We start from the raw sequence: 26,157 nt of genomic DNA on the forward strand, positions 1-26,157 counted from the left end.
CGGTGTGCGCCCTCGCCGGACGGGCCCACCATGAGCCCCGCCGGTCGCTTGGGGCGCGGGGTTCCAGGGGCGGAGCCGCCGTACAGCCCCACACCCACTCACCACGAGAGGTGACACACCGTGACGCAGGACCTCATCGCGCGGGCCCGCGCATGGCTGGCCGAGGACCCGGACAGTGAGACCCGCAACGAGCTCGGAAAGCTCGTCGACGCCCAGGATCTCGACGCGCTCGCCGAGCGGTTCGGCGGGACACTGCAGTTCGGGACGGCCGGGCTCCGCGGAGAGCTCGGCGCCGGGCCCATGCGGATGAACCGGGCCGTCGTCATCCGGGCCGCCGCCGGGCTCGCCGCGTACCTGAAGGCCAACGGCCAGGGCGACGGGCTCGTCGTCATCGGCTTCGACGCCCGCTACAAGTCGGCCGACTTCGCGCGCGACACCGCCGCCGTCATGGTCGGCGCCGGTCTCCGGGCCGCCGTGCTGCCACACCCGCTGCCGACCCCCGTGCTCGCCTTCGCCATAAGGGAACTGGGCGCCGTGGCCGGAGTCGAGGTCACCGCGAGCCACAACCCGCCCCGCGACAACGGCTACAAGGTCTACCTCGGCGACGGCTCGCAGATCGTGCCGCCCGCCGACGCGGAGATCGCCGCCGAGATCGACGCGGTCCGCGGCCTCGGCGACGTGCCCCGCGCCGAGTCCGGCTGGGACATCCTGGGCGACGAGGTGCTGGACGCCTATCTGGCGCGTACGGACGCCGTCCTGACCGCAGGCTCCCCCCGCACCGTCCGCGTCGTCTACACGGCCCTGCACGGCGTCGGCAAGGACGTACTGACGGCTGCCTTCGCCCGTGCCGGATTCCCCACGCCCGCCCTCGTCCAGGAACAGGCCGAGCCCGACCCGGCCTTCCCGACGGTCTCGTTCCCCAACCCGGAGGAGCCGGGGGCGATGGATCTCGCCTTCGAGACCGCCCGTCGCCTGCAGCCGGACATCGTCATCGCCAACGATCCCGACGCGGACCGGTGTGCCGTCGCCGTGCCCGACGCCGCAGCGCTCGGCGGCTGGCGCATGCTCCGCGGCGACGAGGTCGGCGCGCTGCTGGCCGAGCACCTTATCCACAAGGGCGCGCGCGGCACGTTCGCCGAGTCGATCGTGTCCTCGTCCCTGCTGGGGCGGATCGCCGAGGCGGCTGGTCTGCCGTACGAGGAGACCCTGACCGGTTTCAAGTGGATCGCCCGCGTGGAGGGACTGCGCTACGGCTACGAGGAGGCGCTCGGGTACTGCGTCGACCCCGAGGGCGTACGGGACAAGGACGGCATCACGGCCGCGCTGCTCGTCGCCGAACTGGCCTCGGAGCTCAAGGAGCGGGGCCGCACCCTCACCGATCTGCTCGACGACCTGGCCGTCGCGCACGGTCTGCACGGCACCGACCAGCTGTCCGTGCGCGTCGAGGATCTGGGCATCATCACGAACGCGATGCGCCGGCTGCGCGAGCGGCAGCCGGCCGAACTCGCCGGGCTGCGCGTCGTCTCCGCCGAGGACCTCAGCCGGGGCACGGACAGGCTGCCGCCCACGGACGGCCTGCGCTACTACCTCGACGGCGCGTTCAAGGCCCGCGTCATCGTCCGCCCGAGCGGCACCGAGCCCAAGCTCAAGTGCTACCTGGAGGTCGTCGTGCCGGTCGCCGACGCGAGCGAACTGACCACCGCGCGCGAGCGTGCCACCGCAATCCTGGAGGGGATCAAGCGGGATCTGGCGGAGGCCGCGGGGATCTGACCCCGGCCCGGATCCCGGCGGCGGCGCCGGGATCCACCCGCTCCTCGGCGACCGGACGGGTGATTCTCGTACGGAGTTCGGGCAGCGGCAGCGGCTCCTTCGGACGGTCCGGGCAATGGTGAGCCGGTATCGCCTGCCGAGTCCCGGGAGCAGCCGCCGTGTCCCCCACCGCGACCGTTCGAGCCACCGTCCCCGCCTCGCGCCGGCCGCCGTCCCCCAAGGGCGGTGGCCGTGCCGACGTACGCAGCCGGATGCGGCGCGCGCTGAGGCGAGCCGCGCCCGCGCTGGTCGGATATCTCGCGGTACGCCTGTGCGGGCTGCTGGTCCTCGCCCGGTGGGCGCATCTGCGCGGCCACGGAGTCTGGCCGACGCTGGCCACGTCCTGGGACTCGGGCTGGTATCTGGAGATCGCCGACCACGGCTACCAACACGAACTCGGCACCCGCGTCAACCAGAACAACCTCGCCTTCTTCCCGCTCTATCCGGTGGTGGTGAAGGCCGTCGCCGGCGTCACCCCCGGCTCGCGCGCCTCGGTTGCCCTGCTGCTCGCGGTCGGGTTCTCCTTCGTCGCCGCGTGGGGCGTCTTCGCGGTCGGCGAGAGGCTGTACGGGCGGCGGGTGGGCATCCTGCTCACCGTCCTGTGGGGCGCGATGCCCGTCGCGATCGTCCAGTGGATGGGCTACACCGAGTCGATGTTCACGGCGCTCGCGGCGTGGTCGCTGTACGCGGTGCTCACCGGCCGCTGGCTGTGGGCGGGTTCGCTCGCGACGCTCGCCGGACTGACCCGGCCGACGGGCATCGCCGTGGCTGCCGCGGTGTCGGTGGCGGCGCTGCTGGCCTGCCGGGGACGCCGTCCGCCGTCCCGCCGCGCCCCCCTCGCGGCGGCACTCGTCGCCCCGGCGGGATGGGTGGCGTACGTGGCATGGGTGGGGCAGCGCGTGGGGCGGGTGGACGGGTACTTCGCCGTTCAGAAGCTGTGGAGGAACCAGTGGGACGGCGGCGCGTTCACCCTGCGCGAGCTGCGGCATTGCCTCGTCTACACGACCAGGCCCCAGCTGTTCCTGGTGATCGTGTCGGTGGTGCTGATCGTGTCGGCCGGGCTGTATCTGCTCTGCGTCACCGAACGGCAGCCGCCGGCGCTGCTCGTCTTCACCGGTGTGCTGCTCCTGGTCGTCCTCGGCAGCGGCGGCGTCTACTTCCCGCGTGCCCGGTTTCTGCTGCCGGGCTTCCCCCTGCTGATGCCGGTGGCCCGGTCGCTGGCGCGGGCGCGGCGCACGGCGGTCCTCGCCGGGGTGCTGGCGTCGGCGGCACTGACGTCGGCCTGGCTCGGGGCGTACATGCTGCTGGTGTGGAAGGGCCCGCCCTGACGGGCACACGACCTGCTGGACCGAGCGCCCGGATGTGCTCAGCGCCCCGGCCGGGCGACCCCGGCCGGGCGACCGCGACCGGGCGACCGTCCTGGTCGGAGCCCGGATGGCCACTCACCGCGGCGTCCAGGTGAAAGCCGCGCCCTCCCGCGATCAGCCGATCGCGAGCAGCACCACGAGCAGCACAGCTCCGGCCGCCGACGGTGCCACCACCTCGTACGCCCAGCGGATCTGCGGCTCGCCCTGCGCCTCGGGCCGCCCGGCGTTGCGCTCGGCGGCGTCCCGCAGATCCGCGACCGTGCGGTCCGCCGGAGCCATCCGCGACGTGGAGTCGGTGACGTCGGCCGTGACCGCGGTCCGGCCGTGCGGGTCGTCGTGTGCGGCCTGCGCCTGGCGGCGCGAGGCCCGCTTGCGCTGGCGCAGCGAGACGGGAATGGCCCACAGCTGGAACTTCTTGCCGTCCTGTGTGAACACCTCGCTGGAGTACCCGGCGCGGACGTCCGCGACGCTCGCCCACGGAAGCGTGATCGTCCGGAACGGATTCCTGATCCGGAGGCGTTCCTCGTTGGCGAACACCGCCGGGCGCACGCTGAAGGCGACCACCAGAGGAACGGTGAGCAGGGCACCGGCGAGCGCAAGCCACGGCGTGCGCCCTTCGCCCCGCACGAGCGCGTCCACGGCGATCCAGCCGATGACGGCGAGCAGCAGGAAGCCTCCCGCCATGCCGGCGGGCGAGCGGAACACCCGGTCGGCGTAGGTGGGCTCGGCGGGCTGCTCGGGGCTCGTCATGTCACCGATTCTGCCTGACGCCGGAGCCGGGTGAGCGCCCGGTCCCGCGTGGGCCGCCGCCTCGCCGTGCCAAGCCGCGGCCTCGCCGGGCCAAGCGGACGACCTGACCCCCTGTACAGGTCGCTACGCGCGTAGATATGCTCATCTGGTGACCATGCCCACCATCGCCACCGCATTCGCTGACGTGACCGCGTCCGACAGCGCACTGCGGCGCTTCCTCCACGGTCTGCCCGGCGTCGACGCCGTCGGCCTGGAGGCCCGCGCCGCAGGGCTCGGTACGCGTTCGATCAAGACCACGGCCAAGGCGTACGCCATCGATCTGGCCATCTCGATGATCGACCTGACGACGCTCGAAGGCGCGGACACCCCGGGCAAGGTCCGGGCGCTCGCCGCCAAGGCCGTCCGTCCCGATCCGACCGACCGCTCCACCCCCTCGACCGCCGCGGTCTGTGTCTATCCCGACATGGCCGCCATCGCCGCCGAGGCCCTCAAGGGCTCCGGCGTCAAGGTCGCCTCCGTCGCCACCGCCTTCCCGGCGGGCCGGGCCGCGCTCGACGTGAAGCTCGCGGACACCCGCGACGCCGTCGCCGCCGGAGCCGACGAGATCGACATGGTGATCGACCGCGGGGCCTTCCTCTCCGGCCGCTACCTCAAGGTCTTCGAGGAGATCCGCGCGGTGAAGGAGGCCTCCGGCCCCGCCCGCCTGAAGGTCATCTTCGAGACCGGCGAGCTCTCCACGTACGACAACATCCGCCGCGCCTCCTGGCTCGGCATGATCGCCGGCGCGGACTTCATCAAGACCTCGACCGGCAAGGTCGCGGTGAACGCCACCCCCGCCAACACCCTGCTCATGCTGGAGGCCGTGCGCGACTTCCGGGAGCAGACTGGAGTGCAGGTGGGCGTGAAGCCCGCGGGCGGCATCCGCACCAGCAAGGACGCGATCAAGTTCCTGGTCGTGGTCAACGAGACGGTCGGCGAGGACTGGCTGGACAACCACTGGTTCCGCTTCGGCGCGTCGAGCCTGCTCAACGACCTGCTCCTGCAGCGTCAGAAGCTGGCCACCGGCCGCTACTCCGGCCCCGACTACGTGACGGTGGACTGATCACCATGGCTTTCGCATACGCACCCGCACCCGAATCGCGGTCGATCGTCGACATCGCACCGTCGTACGGTCTCTTCATCGACGGCGAGTTCACCGACGCCGCCGACGGCCGGGTCTTCAAGACGGTCTCCCCCTCCTCCGAGGAGGTCCTCGCCGAGGTCGCCCAGGCCGGCGCCGAGGACGTGGACCGCGCGGTGAAGGCGGCCCGCAAGGCGTTCGAGAAGTGGTCGGCGCTGCCCGGCTCGGAGCGCGGCAAGTACCTCTTCCGGATCGCCCGGATCATCCAGGAGCGCAGTCGCGAGCTCGCCGTCCTGGAAACCCTGGACAACGGCAAGCCGATCAAGGAGACCCGCGACGCGGACCTTCCCCTGGTCGCGGCCCACTTCTTCTACTACGCGGGCTGGGCCGACAAGCTCGACCACGCGGGGTACGGCCCGAACCCGCGCCCGCTGGGCGTCGCCGGACAGGTCATCCCGTGGAACTTCCCGCTGCTGATGCTCGCCTGGAAGATCGCCCCGGCGCTCGCCACCGGCAACACCGTGGTGCTCAAGCCCGCCGAGACGACCCCGCTCTCCGCGCTCTTCTTCGCGGACATCTGCCGCCAGGCGGGCCTGCCGAAGGGCGTCGTCAACATCCTTCCGGGATACGGCGAGACGGGCGCGGCGCTCATCGAGCACCCGGACGTCAACAAGGTCGCCTTCACCGGTTCGACCGCGGTCGGCAGGGCCATCGCCCGCCAGATCGCGGGCACCGACAAGAAGGTCACCCTGGAGCTGGGCGGCAAGGGCGCGAACATCGTCTTCGACGACGCCCCGATCGACCAGGCCGTCGAGGGCATCGTCAGCGGCATCTTCTTCAACCAGGGCCAGGTCTGCTGCGCGGGCTCGCGCCTGCTGGTCCAGGAGTCGGTCCAGGACGAGGTGCTTCACTCCCTCAAGCGCCGTCTGTCCACGCTGCGCCTCGGCGACCCGCTGGACAAGAACACCGACATCGGCGCGATCAACTCCGCGGAGCAGCTGGCCCGGATCACCGCGCTGACCGAAACGGGTGAGGCGGAGGGTGCCGAGCGCTGGTCCGCCCCCTGCGAACTGCCCAGTTCGGGCTACTGGTTCGCGCCCACCCTGTTCACGAACGTCACCCAGGCGCACTCGATCGCCCGGGACGAGATCTTCGGTCCGGTGCTGTCGGTGCTGACGTTCCGTACCCCGGACGAGGCCGTCGCCAAGGCCAACAACAGCCAGTACGGCCTGTCGGCCGGCATCTGGACGGAGAAGGGCTCGCGCATCCTGGCGGTCGCGAGCAAGCTCCGCGCGGGTGTCGTGTGGGCCAACACGTTCAACAAGTTCGACCCGACCTCGCCCTTCGGCGGCTACAAGGAATCGGGCTTCGGCCGCGAAGGCGGCCGTCACGGCCTGGAGGCGTACCTCGATGTCTGACGCGACGCGACTGAGTGTCTTCAAGACCTACAAGCTGTACGTGGGGGGCAAGTTCCCCCGCAGCGAGAGCGGCCGGGTGTACGAGGTGACGGACTCCAAGGGCAAGCGGCTGGCGAACGCACCGCTCTCCTCCCGCAAGGACGCGCGCGACGCGGTCGTTGCGGCGCGCAAGGCGTTCGGCGGCTGGTCGGGCGCGACCGCCTACAACCGCGGGCAGATCCTCTACCGCATCGCCGAGATGCTGGAGGGCCGCCGCGAGCAGTTCGTCCGCGAAGTGGCGGAGGCAGAGGGCCTGTCGAAGTCGAAGGCCGCGGCCGTCGTGGACGCGGCGATCGACCGCTGGGTCTGGTACGCGGGCTGGACGGACAAGATCGGCCAGATCGTGGGCGGGGCGAACCCGGTCGCGGGACCGTTCTTCAACCTCTCCACTCCGGAGCCGACGGGTGTCGTGACGGTGCTCGCGCCGCAGGAGTCGTCGTTCCTGGGACTGGTCTCGGTGCTCGCCCCGGTGATCGCGACCGGTAACACCGCGGTCGTCGTCGCGAGCGAGAACTCCCCGCTTCCCGCGCTGTCGCTGGGCGAGGTGCTCGCCACGTCGGACCTGCCCGGCGGTGTGGTCAACATCCTCTCGGGCCGGACCGCCGAGATCGCTGCCCCGCTGGCCTCGCACCAGGACGTCAACGCGATCGACCTCACGGGCGCGGACGAGGTGCTGGCCAAGGAACTGGAGATCGCCGCGGCCGACAATCTCAAGCGCGTCCTTCGTCCACAGCCTGTGGATTTCTCGGCCGCGCCCGGGACACACCGTCTGACCGCGTTCCTGGAGACGAAGACGGTCTGGCACCCGACGGGTTCCCTCGGCGCGTCCGGCTCGTCGTACTGACCGGGCGCCCCACGACCGAGCCCCCTGCCGCTCCGTCCGGCGGCAGGGGGCTCTCCCACGCTCCTTCCGTGCCGCCTCAGATCGGCAGCATCCCGGAAACCGCGCCGACCACCGGAAGGTCCTTGAGCGCCGCACCGGCCGCGAGAGGGCCGGTGGCCGCCTCGGTGGAGACCGGCTTGAAGTCGGCCACCTGTGTGCCGACTCCGTTGGCCAGCGGGTCCACCCCGGTCTTGGCCAGCGGGTTGAGCTGAAGGCTCTTGAGCTGCCCGACGCCGGTCACCGACTTGGTGACCGCGCCGATCAGCGCCGGGCCCGCGCCCTGGCCCTGGGCGCCGCCGAGGGTGTCGAGGCCCACGGGTGCCGCCGGTGCCGCCTGCGCCGCGGCCTCGCCCGCGCCGAACGCCGCGGCGACCGCCGCGACGGTCACACCTGCGCGCAGGAGGGCGAGCCGCCGGGACTGGGGAGCTGTGTGACGTGCCATGATTTCCCTGCCTATGAGTAAGCGGACGATTGCGCAGCGTAGTTGGGGGTGTGATGCTCGATACCAACGACCGACCCGAGGGGTCCCCTTCGCGGGTCGATGCCTCACACTGGTGTCCCGTGAGCTCTTCCCCCATACCCACGCGTGTTGTGCTGCTCTCGGGTCCCTCCGGTTCCGGAAAGTCCTCCCTCGCCGCCCGCACGGGCCTTCCTGTGCTGCGCCTTGACGACTTCTACAAGGAGGGCAACGACCCGACGCTTCCGCTGGTCACGGGGAGCCCGGACATCGACTGGGACTCCCCGGCCTCGTGGGACGCGGACGCGGCGGTGGCGGCGATCGAGGAGCTGTGCCGTACGGGACGTACGACCGTGCCGGTGTACGACATCGCCACGAGCACGCGTGCCGGCACGGAGGCGTTCGGCATCGGCCGCACCCCCCTGTTCGTGGCGGAGGGCATTTTCGCGGCGGACCTGGTCGGCCGCTGTACGGAACTGGGAGTCCTGGCCGACGCGCTGTGCCTGCGCGGGCGCCCGTCGACGACCTTCCGCCGCAGACTGGCTCGGGATCTGCGCGAGGGCCGCAAGTCGGTGGGCTTCCTGCTGCGCAGGGGCTGGCGGCTGATGCGCGCGGAGCGGGGCATCGTGACACGCCAGGCGGCGCTGGGCGCGCACCCGTGCGGCAGGAACGAGGCCCTGGGCCGCCTGGCGGCAGCGGCGGCGGGGCGCCGACGGGTGCCGGCGGAGCGGACGCCCGCGTAACGAGCGGATCCGCCCATCCGCCCGGCCTTGACGGCGTGGGTACGGGTAGGCCGCTGTGCCCCCCGACTCCGCCGGACCGCGTCTCGGGAGAGCAAGCGCGAGGAGACCAGGCGCTGGAGGTGGAGCACGACGGTCGAAGGCCCCGCGGCCTGCGGCTGCTTCGGGCTGAACGGGCCGGCCACACGCAAAGAAAGAGCGGGATCGGACAAGACCCCCCGGCCTGTCCGATCCCGCTCTGTTTCCCCCGTGGCCCCGATTCCCCCGTGGCCCCGCTGTCCCCCGTGACCCCGTAGGGCCCCGTATTCCCCCGTTACCGCCGTCTCCCCCGAAACGGCGGCCCCGTTCCCCCGTTGCCTTCAGGCCACCAGCTCGCCGAAGGACTCTTCCTCGTCACGGCCGAAGCTGAGGACGTCGTCCTCGCGCAGCCGGCGGAGCGACCGCCAGATGCTCGACTTCACCGTGCCGACGCTGATGTCCAGGATCTCCGCGATCTCCGGGTCGGTGCGGCCCTCGTAGTAGCGCAGGACCAGCATCGTCCGCTGGAGCTCGGGAAGCCTGGCCAGCGCCTGCCAGAGCACCGCGCGCAGCTCCGTACCCCGCATCGCGTCGGTGTCGCTCGCCGTCTCCGGCAGCTCCTCCGTCGGGTACTCGTTGAGCTTGCGCCGGCGCCAGGCGCTGATGTGCAGGTTGGTCATCGTGCGGCGCAGATAGCCCCCGACCGCCGCCTTGTCGCTGATCCTGTCCCAGGCCCGGTAGGTGGAGAAGAGGGCGCTCTGCAGCAGATCCTCCGCCTCGAACCGGTCACCGGTCAGGTGGTAGGCGGTCGCGTACAGGGAGGTGCGGCGTTCCTGGACGTAGGCGGTGAACTCCGCCTCCGACAGGCTCGACCGCTCCCCCGTTGCCTCCCCGTACGCAGCCCCACTGCCCCCCGCGGTTGCGTCAACCACCGTCATGAACGACGGCTTGTGCTGACGCCCGGCGCCGCGAACGCACCCCCGCCCGTTCACCGCGCCGGACTTCTCCGTGCTCCTCACGACGTCGTGGAGACGCGTGACAACTGCGCTTGAGTTGGTGCTGTGCAGTGCGTTCATCTCGCGCCCCCCGTCAAGTGGAGTCTGTTTCCGTCCGTGTGCCAAGAAGCTTGCCCGGGCAGTTTCATGGCGTTGTCCGTCGACTGTCACAGGCCTGTCACAGGGCCCGGCAGCCACTTTCGCAGGACGTTCCCGAACCCTGGTCCGCACCGCCGGATAAAGCACTCGAAACGCCTCTCACAAGGGGAGGAGTCGTGTGGGAGCGCTCCAGCAGTCGAACTACGGCTCCCCCATGGGACAGAATGACCTCCGTGCCTTTCCTGTTGCTGATCGAGGACGACGACGCCATCCGCACGGCCCTCGAACTCTCCCTGTCACGCCAGGGCCACCGTGTGGCCACCGCGGCGACGGGCGAGGACGGCCTGAAACTGCTGCGTGAGCAGCGGCCGGACCTGATCGTGCTGGATGTGATGCTGCCCGGGATCGACGGTTTCGAGGTGTGCCGGCGGATCAGGCGCACCGACCAGCTGCCGATCATTCTGCTGACCGCACGCAGCGACGACATCGATGTGGTCGTGGGTCTTGAGTCGGGCGCGGACGACTATGTCGTCAAGCCCGTGCAGGGCCGTGTGCTGGACGCCCGCATCCGCGCCGTACTGCGCCGGGGCGAGCGGGAGTCCACCGATTCGGCCAGCTTCGGCTCGCTGGTGATCGACCGTTCCGCGATGACGGTCACCAAGAACGGCGAGGATCTGCAGCTCACGCCGACCGAACTGCGTCTGCTGCTGGAGCTGAGCCGCAGGCCCGGTCAGGCCCTGTCGCGGCAGCAGCTGCTGCGTCTGGTGTGGGAGCACGACTACCTCGGCGACTCCCGGCTGGTGGACGCGTGCGTGCAGCGGCTGCGGGCGAAGGTGGAGGACGTGCCCTCCTCGCCGACCCTGATCCGTACCGTGCGCGGCGTGGGTTACCGGCTGGATGTCCCGCAGTGAGCGATGTCCTCGCCATGACCCCCATGATCGGAACCGCTCGGTGAGCAGTGCCGCAAAGCGCGCCATACTTGCCGGACTTCGCTGGACGAGCCTGCGGCTCCGTCTCGTCGTCGTCTTCGCCCTGGTCGCGCTCACCGCTGCCGTGTCCGCGTCGGGCATCGCCTACTGGCTCAACCGCGAGGCGGTGCTGACCCGTACGCAGGACTCGGCGCTCGACGACTTCCGGCAGGAGATGCAGAACCGTGCCGCCGCGCTGCCGCTGAGGCCCACGCAGGGCGAACTGCAGAAGGCCGCCGAGCAGATGGCCGGCGGCCCCTCCGGCTACAACGTGCTGCTCATCGGCGAGCGCGCCGAGGGCAAGCCGATCGTCGGTACCTCCGACCCGGACCGGTTCACACTCGACGACGTGCCGGCCAAGCTCCAGGAGGCGGTGAACGAGCGGCAGGGCGTCGGCGCCGGCAACTCCGTCCCGTACCACCTGTACTGGCAGCGCACCCAGCACGGCAGCAAGCCGTATCTGGTCGGCGGCACCCGCATCATCGGCGGCGGTCCGACCGGTTACGTCCTCAAGTCGCTGGACCAGGAGCGCCAGGACCTCAACTCGCTCGCCTGGTCGCTGGCGATCGCGACCGGACTGGCCCTGATCGGCTCCGCGCTGCTCGCGCAGGCCGCCGCCACGACGGTGCTCAAGCCGGTCCACCGGCTCGGCGAGGCGGCCCGGCGGCTGGGCGAGGGGAAGCTCGACACCCGGCTGCGGGTGTCCGGCACCGACGAGCTCGCCGAGCTGGCACGGACGTTCAACAAGACAGCCGAGTCGCTGGAGAAGAAGGTCGCGGACATGAGCGCGCGGGAGGAGTCCAGCCGCCGCTTCGTCGCCGACATGTCGCACGAACTGCGGACGCCGCTGACCGCGCTCACCGCCGTCACCGAGGTCTTGGAGGACGAGGCCGACAGCCTCGACCCGATGATCGCGCCGGCCGTGAACCTGGTCGTGAGCGAGACCCGCCGGCTCGGCGACCTGGTCGAGAACCTGATGGAGGTCACCCGCTTCGACGCGGGCACGGCCCGGCTCGTCCTGGACACGGTCGACGTCGCCGACCAGGTCACGGCCTGTATCGACGCACGTGCCTGGCTGGACGCGGTGGACCTCGATGCCGAGCGCGGGATCATGGCGCTGCTCGATCCGCGCCGGCTCGATGTGATCCTGGCGAATCTGATCGGCAACGCGCTCAAGCACGGCGGTTCGCCGGTACGGGTGTCGGTGCGGCCGGTCGACCACGAGCTGCTGATCGAGGTACGGGACCACGGGCCCGGCATCCCCGAGGACGTACTGCCGCATGTCTTCGACCGCTTCTACAAGGCGAGCGCCTCGCGGCCGCGCTCCGAGGGCAGTGGTCTGGGGCTGTCCATCGCGATGGAGAACGCCCATATCCACGGCGGTGACATCACCGCGGCCAACTCCGCGGACGGCGACGGCGCGGTGTTCGTGCTGCGGCTGCCCCGAGACGCCTCGTCGCTGAACGACTGTGACGGGCACGGCGACACGGACGCGGACAACGGCGCCGAGCACGGCCCTGAGGCCGGAGAGGAAGGCGCGCGGTGACGCCGAAGGGCCGTATCCGGCGGACGGCGGCGACACTCGCCGTACTCGCGGGCGTCGTCGCGCTCGGCGGCTGCGGGATCAGACCGACCCAGGTGCCCGTCGACGCCGGTCCCGCGCCCTCACGGGTGCCCTGCGAGGTGAGCGACGGGACCGTCACCCCGCAGACGCAGCGGCAGGGCATTCCGGTCCGCGTCTACCTCGTCTGCGCGTCCCAGCTGGAGTCCGTGGACCGTACGGCCGAGATATCCGAGAAGGCCGCGGACAACCGCTTGCACGTAGCCCAGGCGCTCCTCAACGAGCTCGCCGGTGAGCCGTCGCCGCTGGAACGCGAGGCCGGTTTCGCCACCTTCGTCCGTGGGCCGCTCGTCCTGAGCGGGCCGCACAAGGGTGATCCCACCGGGACGCTGCGGCTCAGCCGTCAGCCCGAGGATCTGCCCACCGCGGCGCTCGCCCAGATCGTCTGCACCTTCGCCGAGAGCCGGGCGGCTGCCACGGACGGCTCGGTGCTGCTGGGCGGGCCCGGGGAGTACGCGCCCCGCGTGTACCAGTGTTCGACCGGGACGAAGGAACGGCCCGAGGAGTCGGTGCCGACGCTCGGGGCACTCCCCTCTCCGTCGCACAGCTGAGGGACCTTCCCTCACGCTCCCTGGGGCGCGTCCGTCTGGCCCCGGAAACACCCCGCAGGTTCCTCTTGGACGACGCGCGGAACCGATGCGCGCCCAGCGTGCGTCTTGGGGGTCGTGCAGCGTCAAGGTTCGGGCGGCAGTGCCGTCATCCGCTTCCGCGCGGCGGGGGGCATCCTCCTCCTCGCGCATCTGCTGCTCGTTTCCTGGCTGACGCTGCGTCCCCTTGACGTGATGTGGGTGACGGCCCCCAATCTGGAGCCCTTCGCCGGCATCAAGGCGGATCTCGCGCTGGGCCCGGTGGAGGCCGCGCGGAGGATCAGTGAGGGTCTGCTCCTGCTGGCCCCCCTGGGCGTGCTGCTGCCGATGGCGGGCGGCAAGCTCGCCGTCTCTCCACTGGCCTCCATGGCCCGTACGGTCGCCGCCGGGGCGCTTCTGTCTCTCGGCATCGAGCTGCTGCAGACCGGGGTGCCCGGACAGGTCGTCGATGTGGACTCGCTGCTGCTGAACACCGTCGGAGTGGCCCTGGCCCACCTGGCGGTCGTGCCAGCGGGCCGGTCCCGGCTCCGCCGCAGGCAGGGTCGTTCGGCCGGGGGCTCGTCCCGGCGCCCCCGCGGGACGCTGCTGCGGGATGAGACGTCTCAGGGGGCTACCCCGACGATTCCCAGGGTCGGTATCGCCCCGTAGAGCGACGCTTTGCCCCTCTCCTGACAGACATCATGAAGTCATCGGGAGCACAGCAGAGTTGCTCCCCGGACGGTTCTCGAAGGAGCCCACCATGGCCGCAATTGCCCGCCCCCGTGACGGACGCATGCTCGGTGGAGTGTGCGCGGCGCTGGCACGGCGCTTCGGCACATCCGCCACCACGATGCGTGTGATCTTCGTGCTCTCGTGCCTGCTGCCCGGGCCGCAGTTCCTGCTCTACCTGGCGCTCTGGGTGCTGCTGCCCTCGGAGAAGACCGCCACGACGGCCTGGTAGAGGGCCTGGCACAACGGGTGGCCGGGGTGCTTCGGCCACTTCGGCTACGTCAAGCAGCTTCGGCCACTTCGGCTACGTCGGCGGCTGCGGCAGCTGCGGCAGCCGCGCCCGGTGCGTACGTGCGGGGGCGCCGGGGACGCCCTCAGCCCCTGAGCGCCTGGGCGACCTTCGCCAGCTGCTTGTCGGCGACCTCCTGGGGCACCCTCGGCGGGGTCTTGCGCGCTAGGTCGAACGCCATGAAGCGCACCACGGTCGCGCCCTTGCGGGCCACCACCAGGTGGATCGGCGCCACGGTGCCCTCGCTCTTGGCCAGCGTGGTCCAGCTGACGGTCCCGTCCGCGCCGCGGACCGTGTAGTGCGCGGACTTCACCTCCCGGTAGGTTCCGCTGCGGCCCTTCAGGGTCGCGGTGAAGCCGGAGCCGCACTTCGCGAGCGCGGAGGTGAGCGAGTCCATCAGCTTTCCGGCACCGGCCTCGCTGTACGAACTGACCGAGGCGGACACCGCGAGGCCCAGGCTCTGGACGGAGCCCACCCCGCGGTTGACCGTACTCCCGGCCTGCGGGCTCGGTTTGTCCCCCATGGCGTCGGCGAGCGGCTGGCACACGCGTTTGTCGGCGGCCGGCTGTCCCGAGGGTGCGAGCGCGCTCTTGCCTTCGGAGATCTGGAAGCCGGGCAGATCGCCGCCGGCCAGCGCGGCCCGCTTCAGCTGAGGCTCGCTGAGCGGCTTGCGTGCGTCGCCACTGCCGCCCGACGCCCCCTTGCCCGGGGCCGGGGTCACGGAGGCGGGACCGCCGCTGCCAGGGCCCTGGGCCGGCTGCGTCCGGCCCGCGCCGCTCGTGCTCCTGGCGGGCTGCTTGCCGTCGTCCGAACTCGTGCAGGCCGTGGCCAGCAGGAGCACGGGGACAGTGACAAGTGCGGTCAGTGCGGTCGATGGTGTGGTCCGTACACAGGCGGTCTTCACGCGCATGGCCGCCACCCTGACACAAGGAAGCGGGGCACACACCCGATTCGGGTGTGTGCCCCGCTTCCTGGTGTACGTGGTGTACGTGCCCGGTGTGTACGCGGTGTACGTGCCCGGTTTCAGCCGCCGAGCGGCAGACCGCCGAGGGGCAGACCGCCGGTGGCGGCACCGACCGGGAGGCCGCCGAGCAGACTCGAGAGCGGGTCGGCCTTCGCGTCGGAGGGCAGCGCCTTGGTGGTGACACCCTGGACGGTCGCGGGGAGCGTGGTCGCGCTGTCGGCGAGACCGCCCGCGAGGGCCTGCTGGCCGCCCGCGAGTACCTGCGGCGCGCCCGCGGGCAGCTTGCCGGTCGCCTCCTGCACCGGCAGGACGCTGGTGACGGAGTCGAGCGAGGAAAGGGAGTCGGGGAGCGCGGCGGCGCCGGCGGTGCCGGCGGCGGCAGCGGCGAAGGCGGCACCGAGAGCGGCGACACCCAGAGTCTTGGCAGCAGACTGCTTCATCAGCGATGAGTCCTTGGGACGGGGATACGAGCGGCTCGCCAAGCTAGCCAGCTGCGCTCTGCGGCTGCAAACACCTCGAAGCGGCCGAGTGTTGACGTTCCCGGCCGCTTCCGTGAGTTCCTTCTCAGCTCTCGCGGAAGGAAGAATCGCTGGTCGTGGCGGTCTGCCGGAACAGCCACTCGGATTTCAGCTCGGCGTATCCGGGCTTGATCACGTCACTGATCATCGCCAGCCGTTCATCGAAAGGAATGAACGCGGACTTCATCGCATTGACGGTGAACCACTGCATGTCGTCGAGCGTGTATCCGAACGTCTCGGTCAGAAGCTCGAACTCGTGGGACATGCTGGTGCCGCTCATCAGCCGGTTGTCGGTGTTCACCGTGGCCCTGAAGTGCAGTCTGCGCAGCAGCCCGATGGGGTGCTCGGCGTAGGAATCCGCCGCCCCGGTCTGCAGATTCGAGGTCGGGCACAGCTCCAGCGGGATGCGCTTGTCCCGTACGTACGAGGCGAGTCTGCCGAGCCTCACGGCACCGTCGTCGGAGACCTCGATGTCGTCGATGATCCGCACACCGTGTCCGAGGCGGTCGGCGCCGCACCACTGGAGCGCCTGCCAGATCGAGGGCAGTCCGAAAGCCTCGCCCGCGTGAATCGTGAAGTGGTTGTTCTCCCGCTTCAGATACTCGAACGCGTCGAGGTGACGAGTGGGCGGGAAGCCGGCCTCGGCGCCCGCGATGTCGAAGCCGACGACGCCCAGATCACGGTAGCGATTGGCCAGTTCGGCGATCTCCAGGGCGCGGGCGGCGTGCCGCATGGCGGTCAGCAGAGCGCCCACGCGGATCCGGTGACCGCTCTCGCGCGCCCGCCGTTCGCCCTCGCGAAAGCCCTCGTTGACGGCCTCGACGACCTCTTCGAGGGACAGGCCGGCTTCGAGATGCTGCTCGGGGGCGTACCGCACCTCGGCGTAGACCACGCCGTCCTCGGCGAGATCCTGTGCGCACTCGGCGGCGACCCGGAACAGCGCGTCGCGGGTCTGCATGACGGCGCAGGTGTGTGCGAACGTCTCCAGATAGCGCTCCAGGGAGCCGGAGTCGGCGGCTTCGCGGAACCAGATGCCGAGCTTGTCGGGCTCGGTCTCGGGAAGCGCTTCATAGCCCGTTTCCCGGGCGAGTTCGATGATCGTGCCCGGTCGCAGCCCGCCGTCGAGGTGATCGTGGAGGAGCACCTTCGGAGCGCGGCGGATCTGGTCCGCGGTGGGCGTATTGAGGGTCTGGCTCGTCATCTGGGCACTCTAGCCCCTACGCGCGTAGAGGGAGCTGTGTCGATACGTAACAGTGACCGTGCGTACGGGTGGAGTACAGCGGCACTTCTGAGACTGTTCTGCCATGGCAGACCACGCACCGTCCCTGTGGTGGGGGCGTCGGGAAAGCGCGGAGGCAGTGACAGCGGCGAGGGGGGAACAAGGGGGTAGAACACCGCCGAGCGCCCGCCTGGGGAGGCCGGCCGGCGGACGCGCCTTCGGCGTCGGCTCGGCGGTGGGAGGGGTGGTGCTGCTCCTTCCCGACGGAGAGCCGGAGTCGGTACGCGGGCCCTCGCCTCTGTCGTACGCGGCGGCGCTGCGCCTGGGCCGCACCCTGGCGCGGGCGGGCCGACCGGACGGCCTGGCCGTGCACGCGGTCCGCTACCGCTGCCGGGGCTGGAACGGCTCCGACGCGCGCCTCGCGGCGGACGCGACATGGGCGGTGGACGAGGTGGTACGGCGCTACGGCGACGTCCCCGTCTGCCTCACCGGCCACGGCATGGGTGGCCGGGCGGCTCTCCACGCGGCGGGGCACCCGGCGGTCAACTCCGTGCTGGCGATGGCCCCTTGGCTGCCGGAGGACGATGTGGCGGCGGCGCCTGAGCCGGTGAGGCAGCTGGTCGGGCGGCAGGTGCTGATCGTGCACGGCACGAACGACGCTCGGACGGACCCGGAGCTGTCGTACCGGCTGGCGGAGCGGGCCAAGAAGACGAACCGCGACACCTGCCGGTTCGAGGTCCACTCGGACGGCCACGCGCTGCGTCAGCATCAGGAGGAAGTTCAGGCGCTGGCGGCGGATTTCGTGCTGGGGGCGCTGTTCACCCGCACCTACGCCCGCCCGGTGGCCGACGCGCTGGCGGCTCCGCCGCCGCTGGGTCTGCGCATGCCCCTGGCGGCGGGATTCGGCCGCTCGCTGCGGCCCTGAGCGAGTGTGTGCACCGCACCGAACGGTCGGGTGTGTGCACCGGACCGAACGGTCGGGTGTGTGCACCGGACCGAACGGTGCACGCCGCCCCCTCAGTCCGGCAGCAGATGCCCCCGCCGCGAGAGCAGGAACCGTTTGAACGACGCCACCGGCGCCGTGTCCACGTGTCCGTCCAGCCACGCCACCCCGATCTCGCGGGCCGCCCTCGGCGCGGTCACCGTCAGTTCCACCACGCCCGGACGCGCCACCGCCGGGGGCGGGAGCAGAGCCACCCCCAGGCCCGCCGCGACCAGGCCGCGCAAGGTTTCGGTCTCCTCGCCCTCGAAGGCCACGCGCGGGGTGAAGCCCGCCTGCGCGCACAGGTCGTCGGTGATGCGCCGCAGGCCGTAACCGGGCTCCAGCGTGACGAAGGCTTCGTCCGCCGCCTCCGCGAGGCGGATGCGTCTGCGGCCCGCGAGGCGGTGGTCGTCCGGCACCACGAGCCGCAGCCGCTGTTCGTCGAGCCTGCGCGCCACCAGGTCCGGCGCATCGGGGACCGGTGACGTCAGGCAGAGGTCGAGCTCGCCCGAGCGCAGGCGTTCGATCATCGCCTCGCCGTAGTTCTGGACGAGTGTGAAGCGGATCCGCGGGTGGTCGGCACGGAACGCCCTGATCAGGCCCGGCACCGTCTCCGAGCCCATCGTGTGGAGAAACCCGAAGGCCACCCTCCCCGCCGTGGGGTCCGCGTCCGCCCGGACCGACTCGGCCGCCCGCTCCACCTCCGCCAGCGCGCGCTCCACCGAGGTGAGGAACGTCCTCCCGGCCGGGGTGAGCGTGACCGTGCGCCCCTTGCGGGCGAAGAGCGCGACCCCCAGGTCCTGCTCCAGCCGCACGATCGCCCGCGACAGCGTCGACTGGGGCACGCCCATCTCCTGCGCGGCCCGGGTCACATGCTCGTGCCGGGCCACCCCGGCGAAGTACGCGAGGCGCGGAGCGAGCAGCATCGCCGTGTCCTCTGCGTGTCCTTCATAACTACTCGGTGACAGCCGCACCTGTGAGCTGTGTTGATGCACCATGGGAACGATTATTGCCATTCCGTGCATTGGACGCATGAAAAACCACTGCCTACGTTCGATGTATGCCTTCCGCAAGTACCAAGGCGTCCACTCCCGTGGGCGCCGTCCCGTCGTCCCCCGAACTCCTCTCCCCCGGCCGCCCCGGTTACCGGCGGATGAGCTTCGCGCTCTTCGCCGCCGGAGTCGCCACCTTCGCGCTCCTCTACTCCACACAGGCTCTGCTGCCCGCCGTCTCCGCCGGTTTCGGCGTGAGCGCGAGCGCCGCCAGCTGGACGGTCTCGGCGGCCACGGGCGCGCTCGCCCTGTTCGTCCTGCCGATGAGCGCGCTGTCCGAGCGCTTCGGACGGGGCGCGGTGATGACCGTCTCGCTCGCCGTCGCCGTCGTGATCGGACTGCTTGTGCCGTTCGCGCCGAGCCTGGAGTGGCTGGTGGCGCTGCGCGCCGTGCAGGGTGCGGCGCTGGCCGGTCTGCCGGCCACCTCGATGGCGTATCTCGCCGAAGAGGTGCGGCCCAAGGCACTGGTCGCGGCGATCGGCCTGTTCGTGGCGGGCAACAGCATCGGCGGTATGAGCGGCCGGATCGTCACCGGCTGGGTCGCCCAGCTGTGGGGCTGGCGCGCGGCGCTCGCCGCGGTCGGCGTGATGGCGCTGGTGTGCGCGCTGGTCTTCCGTGCGCTGCTGCCCCGGGCCCGTAACTTCAGACCCGGCACGCTCAGCCCGAAGGTCCTCGCGCGGAGCGTCCGCGGCCATCTCGCCGACCCGCTGCTGCTGCGGCTGTACGCGATCGGCGCGCTGTTCATGACGGTCTTCGGCGCGGTCTACACGGTGATCGGCTTCCGTCTGGTGGAGGAACCGTTCAGCCTTCCGCAGGGCATCGTCGGCTCGATCTTCCTGGTCTACCTGGTCGGCACGGTGTCGTCCGCCGCGGCCGGCAAACTGGTGGCCCGGCTCGGCCGCCGCGGTGCGCTCTACCTGGCGGTCACCACAACGGCCGCGGGTCTGCTGCTGTCGCTGGCCGAGTCCCTGCCCGCGGTACTGCTCGGACTGGTCCTGATCACCGCAGGCTTCTTCGCGGGCCACGCCGTCGCCTCCTCCTCGGTGAGCCGTACGGCGAAGACGGGCCGTGCCCAGGCGTCGGCGCTGTACCAGTCCGCGTACTACCTGGGCAGCAGCGTGGGCGGCACGCTCGGCGCCGTCGCCTTCCACTCCGGCGGCTGGGCAGGCACCGTCCTGCTGGGCCTGCTCGCGGTCCTCGGCGTCGTGTCGATCACGCTGTACGGGACCCGGGTGGCACGGGCGGAGCACCGCCTGGTGCTCGCGGCGGCCCGGCGCTGAGATTCGGCGGCGAATCCGTACAACTCCAGCTCCCCGACGTGCGTCAAACCGGCAACAACTCGCAACTGCACGGTGCACGGAGGGGAGTTGGTTGCTGTGAACGGCACAGGATGGGGTGTGAACCGGCGCAGGGCGGTCGTGACGCTCGGCCTGACGGGACTGGTGGTCCCGCTGACCATCGCGCTGGGCGGCGCCCCCGCGCAGGCGGCGTCGTGCTCGGCCTCGACCGGGCCCTACCAGAAGCAGGTGGAGAGGTTCCTGGGGCGCCCGGTGGACGGCAGACAGTCGGCGGCCGACTGCACGGCGATCCGCGCCTTCCAGGCCAAGCACGGCATCACGCCGACGATCGGGTACGCCGGACCACTGACCTGGCGCACGATGAGCACGATGCTCGCGCAGCGGGCGGCGGGAAAGACACCGAACAAGGCGGGCAAGTGCCCGACCAACAAGGGCCGTATCGCCTGTGTCGACCTGACCAGGCAGCTGACCTGGATCCAGGACGGCAGGACGCTGACGTACGGCCCGGTGCCGGTGCGTACGGGCAAGAACGGCACGGAGACACGGACCGGCGCGAAGAAGATCTACTGGCGGGACATCGACCACTGGTCGACGCTCTACCACGTACGGATGCCGTATTCGCAGTTCTTCGACCGCGGACAGGCCTTCCACTCGACCACGAAGTCGATGTGGAACCCGCCCGGCTCGGGCGGCTGCGTCAACATGCGTCCCGCGGACGCGAAGGCATACTGGAAGCTGCTGAGGAACGGCGACGACGTCTTCGTCTACGGGCGCAAGCCCGGCACCTGACCCCACTGTCAGTCCCCTCCTGTAGGTTCCGAAGGGCTGGTGCCAAGGGCGACAGGGGTGGACCCGATGAGTGATCTGGCAACGACGAAGGATCTGGATTCCAGGCTGGAGCAGTACCGGCGGGAGCTGACCGGCTACTGCTACCGGATGCTGGGCTCCGCCTTCGAGGCGGAGGACGCCGTCCAGGACACGATGGTCAGGGCCTGGCGGAATTTCGACAAGTTCGAAGGGCGCTCGTCGCTGCGGTCCTGGCTCTACCGCATCGCGACGAACGTCTGTCTGGACATGCTGAACGCCGGCAACCGCCGGGCCCGCCCGATGGACCTTTCGGCCCCCACGCCGGTGGCCCAGGCACAGCTCAATTCCCGGCCCGAGGTCACCTGGCTGGAGCCGGTGCCGGACGGGCGGGTGCTGCCGTCGGTCGCCGACCCGGCGGAGACGGCGGTGGAGCGCGAGACGATCCGCCTCGCCTTCGTGGCCGCCCTCCAGCATCTGCCGCCCAAGCAGCGGGCCGTACTGATCCTGCGCGAGGTGCTGGCGTGGAAGGCGAGCGAGGTGGCCGAGCTGCTGGGCAGTTCGGTCGCGTCGGTCAACAGCGCCCTGCAGCGGGCACGGGCGACTCTCGCCGAGTCCGAGCCCGCTTCGAGCGATGCGACCGACCCGCTCGACGACGAGCAGAAGAAGCTCCTCGACCGCTATGTCACCGCCTTCGAGGGCTATGACATGCAGGCGCTGACCGCACTGCTCCAAGAAGACGCGACGATGTCCATGCCTCCCTACGACCTGTGGCTGCGCGGCCACGACAACATCGTGGGCTGGATGCTCGGCGTCGGCGAGGTCTGCCGGGGCTCGAAGCTGGTCCCGACCGTGGCCAACGGCTCGCCGGCGTTTGGGCAGTACCACCCGAGCGGGACCGGCGAGGGTTACGAGCCGTGGGCGCTGATCGTCCTGGACGTCAGGGACGGCATGATCGGCGGGATGGACTTCTTCCTGGACACCAAGCGCTGGTTCCCGCTCTTCGAGCTGCCGGCCCGACTGGACGGGGAGGGTACGGCCGCGGGCTGAGCGCCGGCCAGGGCATGACCCCGGGGAACGCCTCAGGGCATGACCTGGGGGAAGGCCTAAGGGGGGTCCGGACGGCATGCCCGGGCCAGGGCCTCGCCCAGGCCCACCAGGTCGAGCAGCGCCAGCAGCTCGGGACCGGCGTTCCGCAGCCGGATCCGGCACCCCAGCCGCCTGGCCGTGAGCTGCAGGCGGGCGACGGCGCTCACGGCGGCCAGATTGGCGTGGGTGAGACCGCCCGCGTCACAGATCACCTCCGTCGCGGTGATGCCGGTCAGACGTGCCCCCAACTCCTCGCACAGCCGCGGCACATCGGCCGGCGTCACTCTCCCGGAGATGCGCACGACGACCGGTCGTGTGGCGTCCACACCGAAGAGACTCCCCCTGCGCCCAGAACTCATCGCGGTACCCGGTCCTCGGCCCATGACGCGCCTTCCCCCTCCCATAGCGGCGGATATGCACTGCTCTGTGGACCGTCGGGCGGAGCGAATCTCATCGGAAGCCGTCGACGGCCCCCGTCGTCGGGCGCACGCCTACCGCGGCCCGGCAGCCGGTTGTCGTCGAGTGTGGCGAGCTTGCGGACCGACCCGGAACCGGCCGGCCGAGACGGAGGAGGACCTGGCGGCGCCCCGGTCCAGCCCGCGCAGCATGATCCGCGCGGAGAACGCGGCACCTGGCGGGGGGCTGGGTCTCGGCTCGTCAGGCGGCAACGCCGAGTTCCGTCCTGGTTCGGTGGATGAATTCGCGGACCGCTGGCTCGGGGCGCCATGGGTCGAGCGCTGCGTTGAACTCGCGGACGTAGTCCTTGGCCCGGCTGGATTGGACGCGGGCGAGGATGTCGACGGAGCGATGTCCGAGTTCGAGGCCGTGGTCGAGGTCGCGGGCCTGGAGGTGGGCGGTTCCGACGATGGCGAGCCGCATGCCGACGGAGCGGGTGAACACGCCGGGCGGCATGGCTGCGGCCTGCTGGTTCCAGGCGAGGGCGGCTTTCGGGTTCCTCAGGTCTCGGAAGACCTCAGCGGCATCGGCCGACAGGCGGGCGTGGTGATAGAAGTCGATCCACGCAGGTTCCAAGCCACTGTCGGCGTTCGCCTTGCCAAGGAGGTCCTCGGAGGCTGCCAGGGCCCGTGAGGCGGCTCTGGCGTCGCTCTGGCGGGCATGGGCTCGGGCCTCAATGAGCTTGGTAAACGCCAGCACCCTTGGGGCGGCCTGGCTCTTGGCTCTTTCGAAGGCGCCTTGGGCCATGTCGATCGCTTCGCTGGCGAAGCCTCGCAGCAGCGACTGCATCGCCATGGTGGTCAGGACATAGCAGCCCAGCTGGACGTCCCCGCCCGCGCGGGCCAGTCGGAGGGCCTGAATGAAGTGCCGCTGGGCGGCTTCGTGCTCGCCGACGTCGAACGCGGTCCAGCCTGCCAGCCGGGAGAGCTCAGCGGTCACGGAGAACAGTTCCCGGCCGACGTCGTCGGTGAAGGAGCCTTGCAGCATCGGGGCGGCGCGTTCTTGCAGGCAGGTGGTGACGGAGTTGGCCTTCCAGTTCCCGCCGCCATACTTCGAGTCCCAGCGGCGGGCGTCGTCGACGGCATCCCGCAGTTCGTCGAGGTCGGCCCGGCCGACATACCTTCCACCGGTGTGATGGGCGGTGTCGTCGGCGGGGGTGACCAGCCACCGGGTGACGGGGATGGCGAAGGCAGACACGGCGAAGCCGGATCCGGTGAGGAAGTCGCGGCGGTTCACGGAGCTCCAGAACGAAGTGGCAGCGCGGACGGCATCGGCGGGATCTCGCGGGAAATCCAACCCCATGTTCGCGTCCGGTGTCTCCGCCTCGCCCATACCGATCTCCGCGAGGCTGACCGGCCGCCCCAATCGTTCGGCGAGCACTTGCGTGATCAGCTTCGGCACTGGCCACTTCGGAGTCATGCCGCGGCGGCACCAGTTCGCGACGGAGGTATGCGAGTAGTCCGTTTCCAGGCCGACGGCCCGGGCGAGCTGGTTGACGCGCAGAGCCAGGGACTTGTGACGTGCGCCGGAGGCTTCGATGAGCCGGGCCAGGTCCGTGTTGGGCGGACGAGTCCGGCGGGCGGGCGACGCCACGACCTTCTCCCTTGACCGGGTACTGGAGCGTTACGCGCACGAACCCGTGTCTGAGCACGCTCGCCACGAAGATCTCGTTCATCAACGCGATGGCCGAGGTCTGCGAGATCGCCGGCGCCGACGTCTTCCAACTCGCCGACGCACTCGGCCACGACATCCGCATCGGCCGACGCGGCATGCGGCCCGGACTCGGCTTCGGCGGCGGCTGCTTGCCCAAGGACATCCGCGGCTTCATGGCCCGGGCCGGCGAACTCGGCGCCGACCAGGCACTGACCTTCCTCCGCGAAGTCGACGCCATCAACAACGGCCGCCGCGAGCGCATGATCGACCTCGCCCGCGAACAGCTCGACGGCGACCTCATGGGCAAGCGGATCACGATCTGGGGCGCCGCCTTCAAACCCGAGACCGACGACATCCGCGACTCGCCCGCCCTTGCCGTCGCCCATAGGCTCCACGAACTCGGCGCCACGGTCACCGTCACCGATCCCAAAGCCCTCGACAACGCCCGCAAGGCCCACCCCGAACTGGACTGCATCGACGACCCGATCGCCGCAGCCGAGGACGCTGACCTGCTGCTGCACCTGACGGAGTGGTCTCAGTTCAGCCACGTCGATCCGCACCGACTCGCCCAGCGGGTCGCCAGCCCCAAGGTCATCGATGGCCGCGGCACCCTCAACCCCGACCGCTGGCGCGAAGCGGGATGGACCTACCGAGCCCTCGGCCGCCCCTGATCATCCTGGGCAGGCATGCCCGGGCAGCCCGATCCAGAGGCAGCCGGGGCCTTTCGCCGTTCAGCCTCGTCGATGCACTCCTGACACAGTGAGCGTGATCAACGACAATCCCGTTCGTGGACGCAGGACTTGCAGGTTCTCGGCGAGGCGCTCGTCGCGGTCCTCAGCAACCGATCACCCGCGCAGTGGAAACGGGGACCGGTGGCGAGCCACCGGTCCCCGTTTCCGCACCGCGGACGCGTCAGGCGATACGGTCCAGCACGATCGGGTTCGCGGTGAACCGGGTGTCCGCCGCCTCGATGTCGTACGACGCCTTCAGCGCGTCCAGCGCGTAGTCGAACTTCTCCGGGGTGTCCGTGTGCAGGGTCAGCAGCGGCTGGCCCGCGGTCACCTGCTCGCCGGGCTTGGCGTGCAGCTCGACACCCGCGCCCTCCTGCACCGGGGTCTCCTTGCGGGAGCGGCCCGCGCCGAGGCGCCAGGCGGCGAGGCCGACGCCGTACGCGTCGAGACGGGTGAGGACGCCCGAGGCGGGGGCCGTCACCACCTGCTGATGGCGGGCGACCGGAAGCGTGGCGTCGGGGTCCCCGCCCTGGGCCGAGATCATCCGGCGCCAGACGTCCATCGCGGAGCCGTCGGCCAGGGCCTTCGCCGGGTCGGCGTCCTTGATCCCGGCCGCGTCGAGCATCTCGCGGGCGAGCGCCAGGGTCAGCGCGACGACGTCGGAGGGACCGCCGCCCGCCAGCACCTCGACGGACTCACGGACTTCGAGGGCGTTGCCCGCGGTGAGGCCGAGTGGAGTGGACATGTCGGTGAGCAGCGCGACTGTCTTCACACCGCTGTCGGTGCCCAGAGCGACCATGGTGGAGGCCAGTTCGCGGGCGTCCTCGATGGTCTTCATGAAGGCGCCGGTACCGACCTTGACGTCCAGGACCAGGGAGCCGGTGCCCTCGGCGATCTTCTTCGACATGATCGAGGAGGCGATGAGCGGGATGGCCTCGACGGTGCCGGTGACGTCGCGCAGCGCGTAGAGCTTCTTGTCGGCGGGGGCGAGTCCGTCGCCCGCCGCGCAGATCACGGCGCCCGTGGTGTTCAGGACGTTCAGCATCTCCTCGTTGGAGAGCAGGGCACGCCAGCCGGGGATGGACTCCAGCTTGTCCAGGGTGCCGCCGGTGTAGCCGAGACCGCGTCCGCTGAGCTGCGGTACGGCGGCGCCGCACGCCGCCACCAGGGGCGCGAGCGGCAGCGTGATCTTGTCGCCGACTCCGCCGGTGGAGTGCTTGTCGGCGGTGGGCCGGGAGAGCGCGTCGAAGTTCATGCGCTCGCCGGAGGCGATCATCGCGGCGGTCCAGCGGGCGATCTCCGTACGGTTCATGCCGTTCAGGAGGATGGCCATCGCCAGTGCCGACATCTGCTCGTCGGCGACCTCACCGCGCGTGTAGGCGTCGATGACCCAGTCGATCTGCTCGGGACTCAGCTCGCCGCGGTCCCGCTTGGTGCGGATGACGGAAATGACGTCCATGGTATTCCTCCCATTGGCTCTACGCGCATAGAGAAAGAGTGGGGGGCCGGCCCTTCCGCCGGAG

Annotated in this window: 25 protein-coding genes and 1 pseudogene; 16 read left to right on the top strand and 10 right to left on the bottom strand. The window is 70.8% G+C overall.

Annotation, left to right across the window (positions count from 1 at the left end):
• Positions 1-120: 120 nt before the first annotated feature.
• Together OG293_RS12900 and OG293_RS12905 are read left to right on the top strand one after the other, a co-directional pair.
• Complete coding sequence (locus OG293_RS12900) at positions 121-1,770, top strand: phospho-sugar mutase (protein WP_405998946.1); 1,650 nt, start codon at positions 121-123, stop codon at positions 1,768-1,770.
• 158 nt (positions 1,771-1,928) lie between these two features.
• Positions 1,929-3,137 (top strand): hypothetical protein, encoded by a 1,209-nt coding sequence (locus OG293_RS12905; RefSeq protein ID WP_405998947.1) that lies wholly within the window; start codon positions 1,929-1,931, stop codon positions 3,135-3,137.
• 153 nt (positions 3,138-3,290) lie between these two features.
• Here the strand turns inward: OG293_RS12905 and OG293_RS12910 are convergent, their stop codons facing one another.
• Complete coding sequence (locus tag OG293_RS12910) at positions 3,291-3,926, bottom strand: PH domain-containing protein (protein WP_405998948.1); 636 nt, start codon at positions 3,924-3,926, stop codon at positions 3,291-3,293.
• Positions 3,927-4,080: 154 nt separating this feature from the next.
• Here OG293_RS12910 and deoC point away from each other — a divergent pair, with 154 nt between their 5' ends.
• Genes deoC through OG293_RS12925 form a run of 3 tightly spaced genes read left to right on the top strand, consistent with a single transcriptional unit; the run spans position 4,081 to position 7,347 of the window.
• Entirely contained in the window at positions 4,081-5,028 is a 948-nt protein-coding gene (gene deoC / locus OG293_RS12915; protein ID WP_406003579.1) for a deoxyribose-phosphate aldolase, read from the top strand.
• Entirely contained in the window at positions 5,028-6,464 is a 1,437-nt protein-coding gene (locus OG293_RS12920; protein ID WP_406003580.1) for an aldehyde dehydrogenase family protein, read from the top strand. The genes deoC and OG293_RS12920 overlap by 1 nt, the downstream gene beginning before the upstream one ends.
• Positions 6,457-7,347 (top strand): aldehyde dehydrogenase family protein, encoded by an 891-nt coding sequence (locus tag OG293_RS12925; RefSeq protein ID WP_405998949.1) that lies wholly within the window; start codon positions 6,457-6,459, stop codon positions 7,345-7,347. Before OG293_RS12920 ends, OG293_RS12925 begins: the two co-directional genes overlap by 8 nt.
• Positions 7,348-7,423: 76 nt before the next feature.
• Here OG293_RS12925 and OG293_RS12930 read toward each other — a convergent pair whose 3' ends face one another.
• The gene (locus tag OG293_RS12930) at positions 7,424-7,828 is read right to left on the bottom strand and encodes a hypothetical protein (RefSeq protein WP_405998950.1); all 405 of its coding nucleotides are present in this window, start codon (positions 7,826-7,828) and stop codon (positions 7,424-7,426) included.
• A 53-nt stretch (positions 7,829-7,881) separates the two neighbouring features.
• Between OG293_RS12930 and OG293_RS12935 the strand changes: the two genes are divergently transcribed.
• Positions 7,882-8,586 (top strand): uridine kinase, encoded by a 705-nt coding sequence (locus OG293_RS12935; RefSeq protein ID WP_405998951.1) that lies wholly within the window; start codon positions 7,882-7,884, stop codon positions 8,584-8,586.
• 356 nt (positions 8,587-8,942) lie between these two features.
• On the opposite strand, the gene OG293_RS12940 is transcribed toward OG293_RS12935, so the two are convergent.
• Positions 8,943-9,677 carry a SigE family RNA polymerase sigma factor gene (locus OG293_RS12940; protein WP_405998952.1) on the bottom strand — a complete coding sequence of 245 codons (735 nt, stop codon included), beginning with the start codon at positions 9,675-9,677 and terminating at the stop codon, positions 8,943-8,945.
• Between the two features lie 251 nt (positions 9,678-9,928).
• Between OG293_RS12940 and afsQ1 the strand changes: the two genes are divergently transcribed.
• The 5 genes from afsQ1 to OG293_RS12965 all read left to right on the top strand — a co-directional run bounded on the left by afsQ1 (position 9,929) and on the right by OG293_RS12965 (position 13,811).
• Positions 9,929-10,606 (top strand): two-component system response regulator AfsQ1, encoded by a 678-nt coding sequence (gene afsQ1 / locus OG293_RS12945; protein WP_266486879.1) that lies wholly within the window; start codon positions 9,929-9,931, stop codon positions 10,604-10,606.
• A 40-nt stretch (positions 10,607-10,646) separates the two neighbouring features.
• A complete protein-coding gene (locus OG293_RS12950; RefSeq protein WP_405998953.1) occupies positions 10,647-12,209 on the top strand; it encodes an ATP-binding protein in 1,563 nt (520 codons plus the stop codon).
• Positions 12,206-12,835: a hypothetical protein gene (locus OG293_RS12955; protein WP_405998954.1), complete on the top strand. Its 630-nt coding sequence runs from the start codon at positions 12,206-12,208 to the stop codon at positions 12,833-12,835. The genes OG293_RS12950 and OG293_RS12955 overlap by 4 nt, the downstream gene beginning before the upstream one ends.
• A 114-nt stretch (positions 12,836-12,949) precedes the next feature.
• Positions 12,950-13,519 carry a VanZ family protein gene (locus tag OG293_RS12960; protein ID WP_405998955.1) on the top strand — a complete coding sequence of 190 codons (570 nt, stop codon included), beginning with the start codon at positions 12,950-12,952 and terminating at the stop codon, positions 13,517-13,519.
• A 91-nt stretch (positions 13,520-13,610) separates the two neighbouring features.
• Entirely contained in the window at positions 13,611-13,811 is a 201-nt protein-coding gene (locus OG293_RS12965; protein ID WP_405998956.1) for a PspC domain-containing protein, read from the top strand.
• 142 nt (positions 13,812-13,953) lie between these two features.
• Here OG293_RS12965 and OG293_RS12970 read toward each other — a convergent pair whose 3' ends face one another.
• From OG293_RS12970 to OG293_RS12980, 3 genes are all read right to left on the bottom strand, one after another.
• Positions 13,954-14,778, bottom strand: a complete 825-nt coding sequence (locus tag OG293_RS12970) for a hypothetical protein (protein WP_405998957.1) — start codon at positions 14,776-14,778, stop codon at positions 13,954-13,956.
• Between the two features lie 113 nt (positions 14,779-14,891).
• Positions 14,892-15,272, bottom strand: a complete 381-nt coding sequence (locus OG293_RS12975) for an ATP-binding protein (RefSeq protein WP_405998958.1) — start codon at positions 15,270-15,272, stop codon at positions 14,892-14,894.
• A 124-nt stretch (positions 15,273-15,396) separates the two neighbouring features.
• Positions 15,397-16,551: an adenosine deaminase gene (locus OG293_RS12980; protein WP_405998959.1), complete on the bottom strand. Its 1,155-nt coding sequence runs from the start codon at positions 16,549-16,551 to the stop codon at positions 15,397-15,399.
• Positions 16,552-16,813: 262 nt separating this feature from the next.
• Here OG293_RS12980 and OG293_RS12985 point away from each other — a divergent pair, with 262 nt between their 5' ends.
• Positions 16,814-17,494: an alpha/beta hydrolase gene (locus OG293_RS12985; RefSeq protein ID WP_405998960.1), complete on the top strand. Its 681-nt coding sequence runs from the start codon at positions 16,814-16,816 to the stop codon at positions 17,492-17,494.
• Positions 17,495-17,586: 92 nt separating this feature from the next.
• Here the strand turns inward: OG293_RS12985 and OG293_RS12990 are convergent, their stop codons facing one another.
• Positions 17,587-18,549: a LysR family transcriptional regulator gene (locus OG293_RS12990; protein WP_405998961.1), complete on the bottom strand. Its 963-nt coding sequence runs from the start codon at positions 18,547-18,549 to the stop codon at positions 17,587-17,589.
• A gap of 62 nt (positions 18,550-18,611) precedes the next feature.
• Between OG293_RS12990 and OG293_RS12995 the strand changes: the two genes are divergently transcribed.
• From OG293_RS12995 to OG293_RS13005, 3 genes are all read left to right on the top strand, one after another.
• Positions 18,612-19,883, top strand: a complete 1,272-nt coding sequence (locus tag OG293_RS12995) for an MFS transporter (protein WP_405998962.1) — start codon at positions 18,612-18,614, stop codon at positions 19,881-19,883.
• A gap of 138 nt (positions 19,884-20,021) precedes the next feature.
• Positions 20,022-20,690 (top strand): L,D-transpeptidase family protein, encoded by a 669-nt coding sequence (locus OG293_RS13000; protein ID WP_406003581.1) that lies wholly within the window; start codon positions 20,022-20,024, stop codon positions 20,688-20,690.
• Between the two features lie 66 nt (positions 20,691-20,756).
• A complete protein-coding gene (locus tag OG293_RS13005; RefSeq protein WP_405998963.1) occupies positions 20,757-21,755 on the top strand; it encodes a sigma-70 family RNA polymerase sigma factor in 999 nt (332 codons plus the stop codon).
• A 56-nt stretch (positions 21,756-21,811) separates the two neighbouring features.
• On the opposite strand, the gene OG293_RS13010 is transcribed toward OG293_RS13005, so the two are convergent.
• Together OG293_RS13010 and OG293_RS13015 are read right to left on the bottom strand one after the other, a co-directional pair.
• Entirely contained in the window at positions 21,812-22,120 is a 309-nt protein-coding gene (locus tag OG293_RS13010) for an STAS domain-containing protein (protein WP_405998964.1), read from the bottom strand.
• 331 nt (positions 22,121-22,451) lie between these two features.
• Positions 22,452-23,843 (bottom strand): sporulation protein, encoded by a 1,392-nt coding sequence (locus OG293_RS13015; protein ID WP_405998965.1) that lies wholly within the window; start codon positions 23,841-23,843, stop codon positions 22,452-22,454.
• A gap of 53 nt (positions 23,844-23,896) precedes the next feature.
• On the opposite strand from OG293_RS13015, the pseudogene OG293_RS13020 reads away from it, so the two are divergent.
• Positions 23,897-24,574, top strand: a pseudogene (locus tag OG293_RS13020) (UDP binding domain-containing protein); the annotation flags it as partial.
• 241 nt (positions 24,575-24,815) lie between these two features.
• Here the strand turns inward: OG293_RS13020 and OG293_RS13025 are convergent.
• Positions 24,816-26,093 carry a thymidine phosphorylase gene (locus tag OG293_RS13025; RefSeq protein WP_405998966.1) on the bottom strand — a complete coding sequence of 426 codons (1,278 nt, stop codon included), beginning with the start codon at positions 26,091-26,093 and terminating at the stop codon, positions 24,816-24,818.
• Positions 26,094-26,157: the final 64 nt, after the last annotated feature.

Source organism: Streptomyces sp. NBC_00829, from assembly GCF_045161795.1.
Classification (GTDB): Bacteria; Actinomycetota; Actinomycetes; order Streptomycetales; family Streptomycetaceae; genus Streptomyces.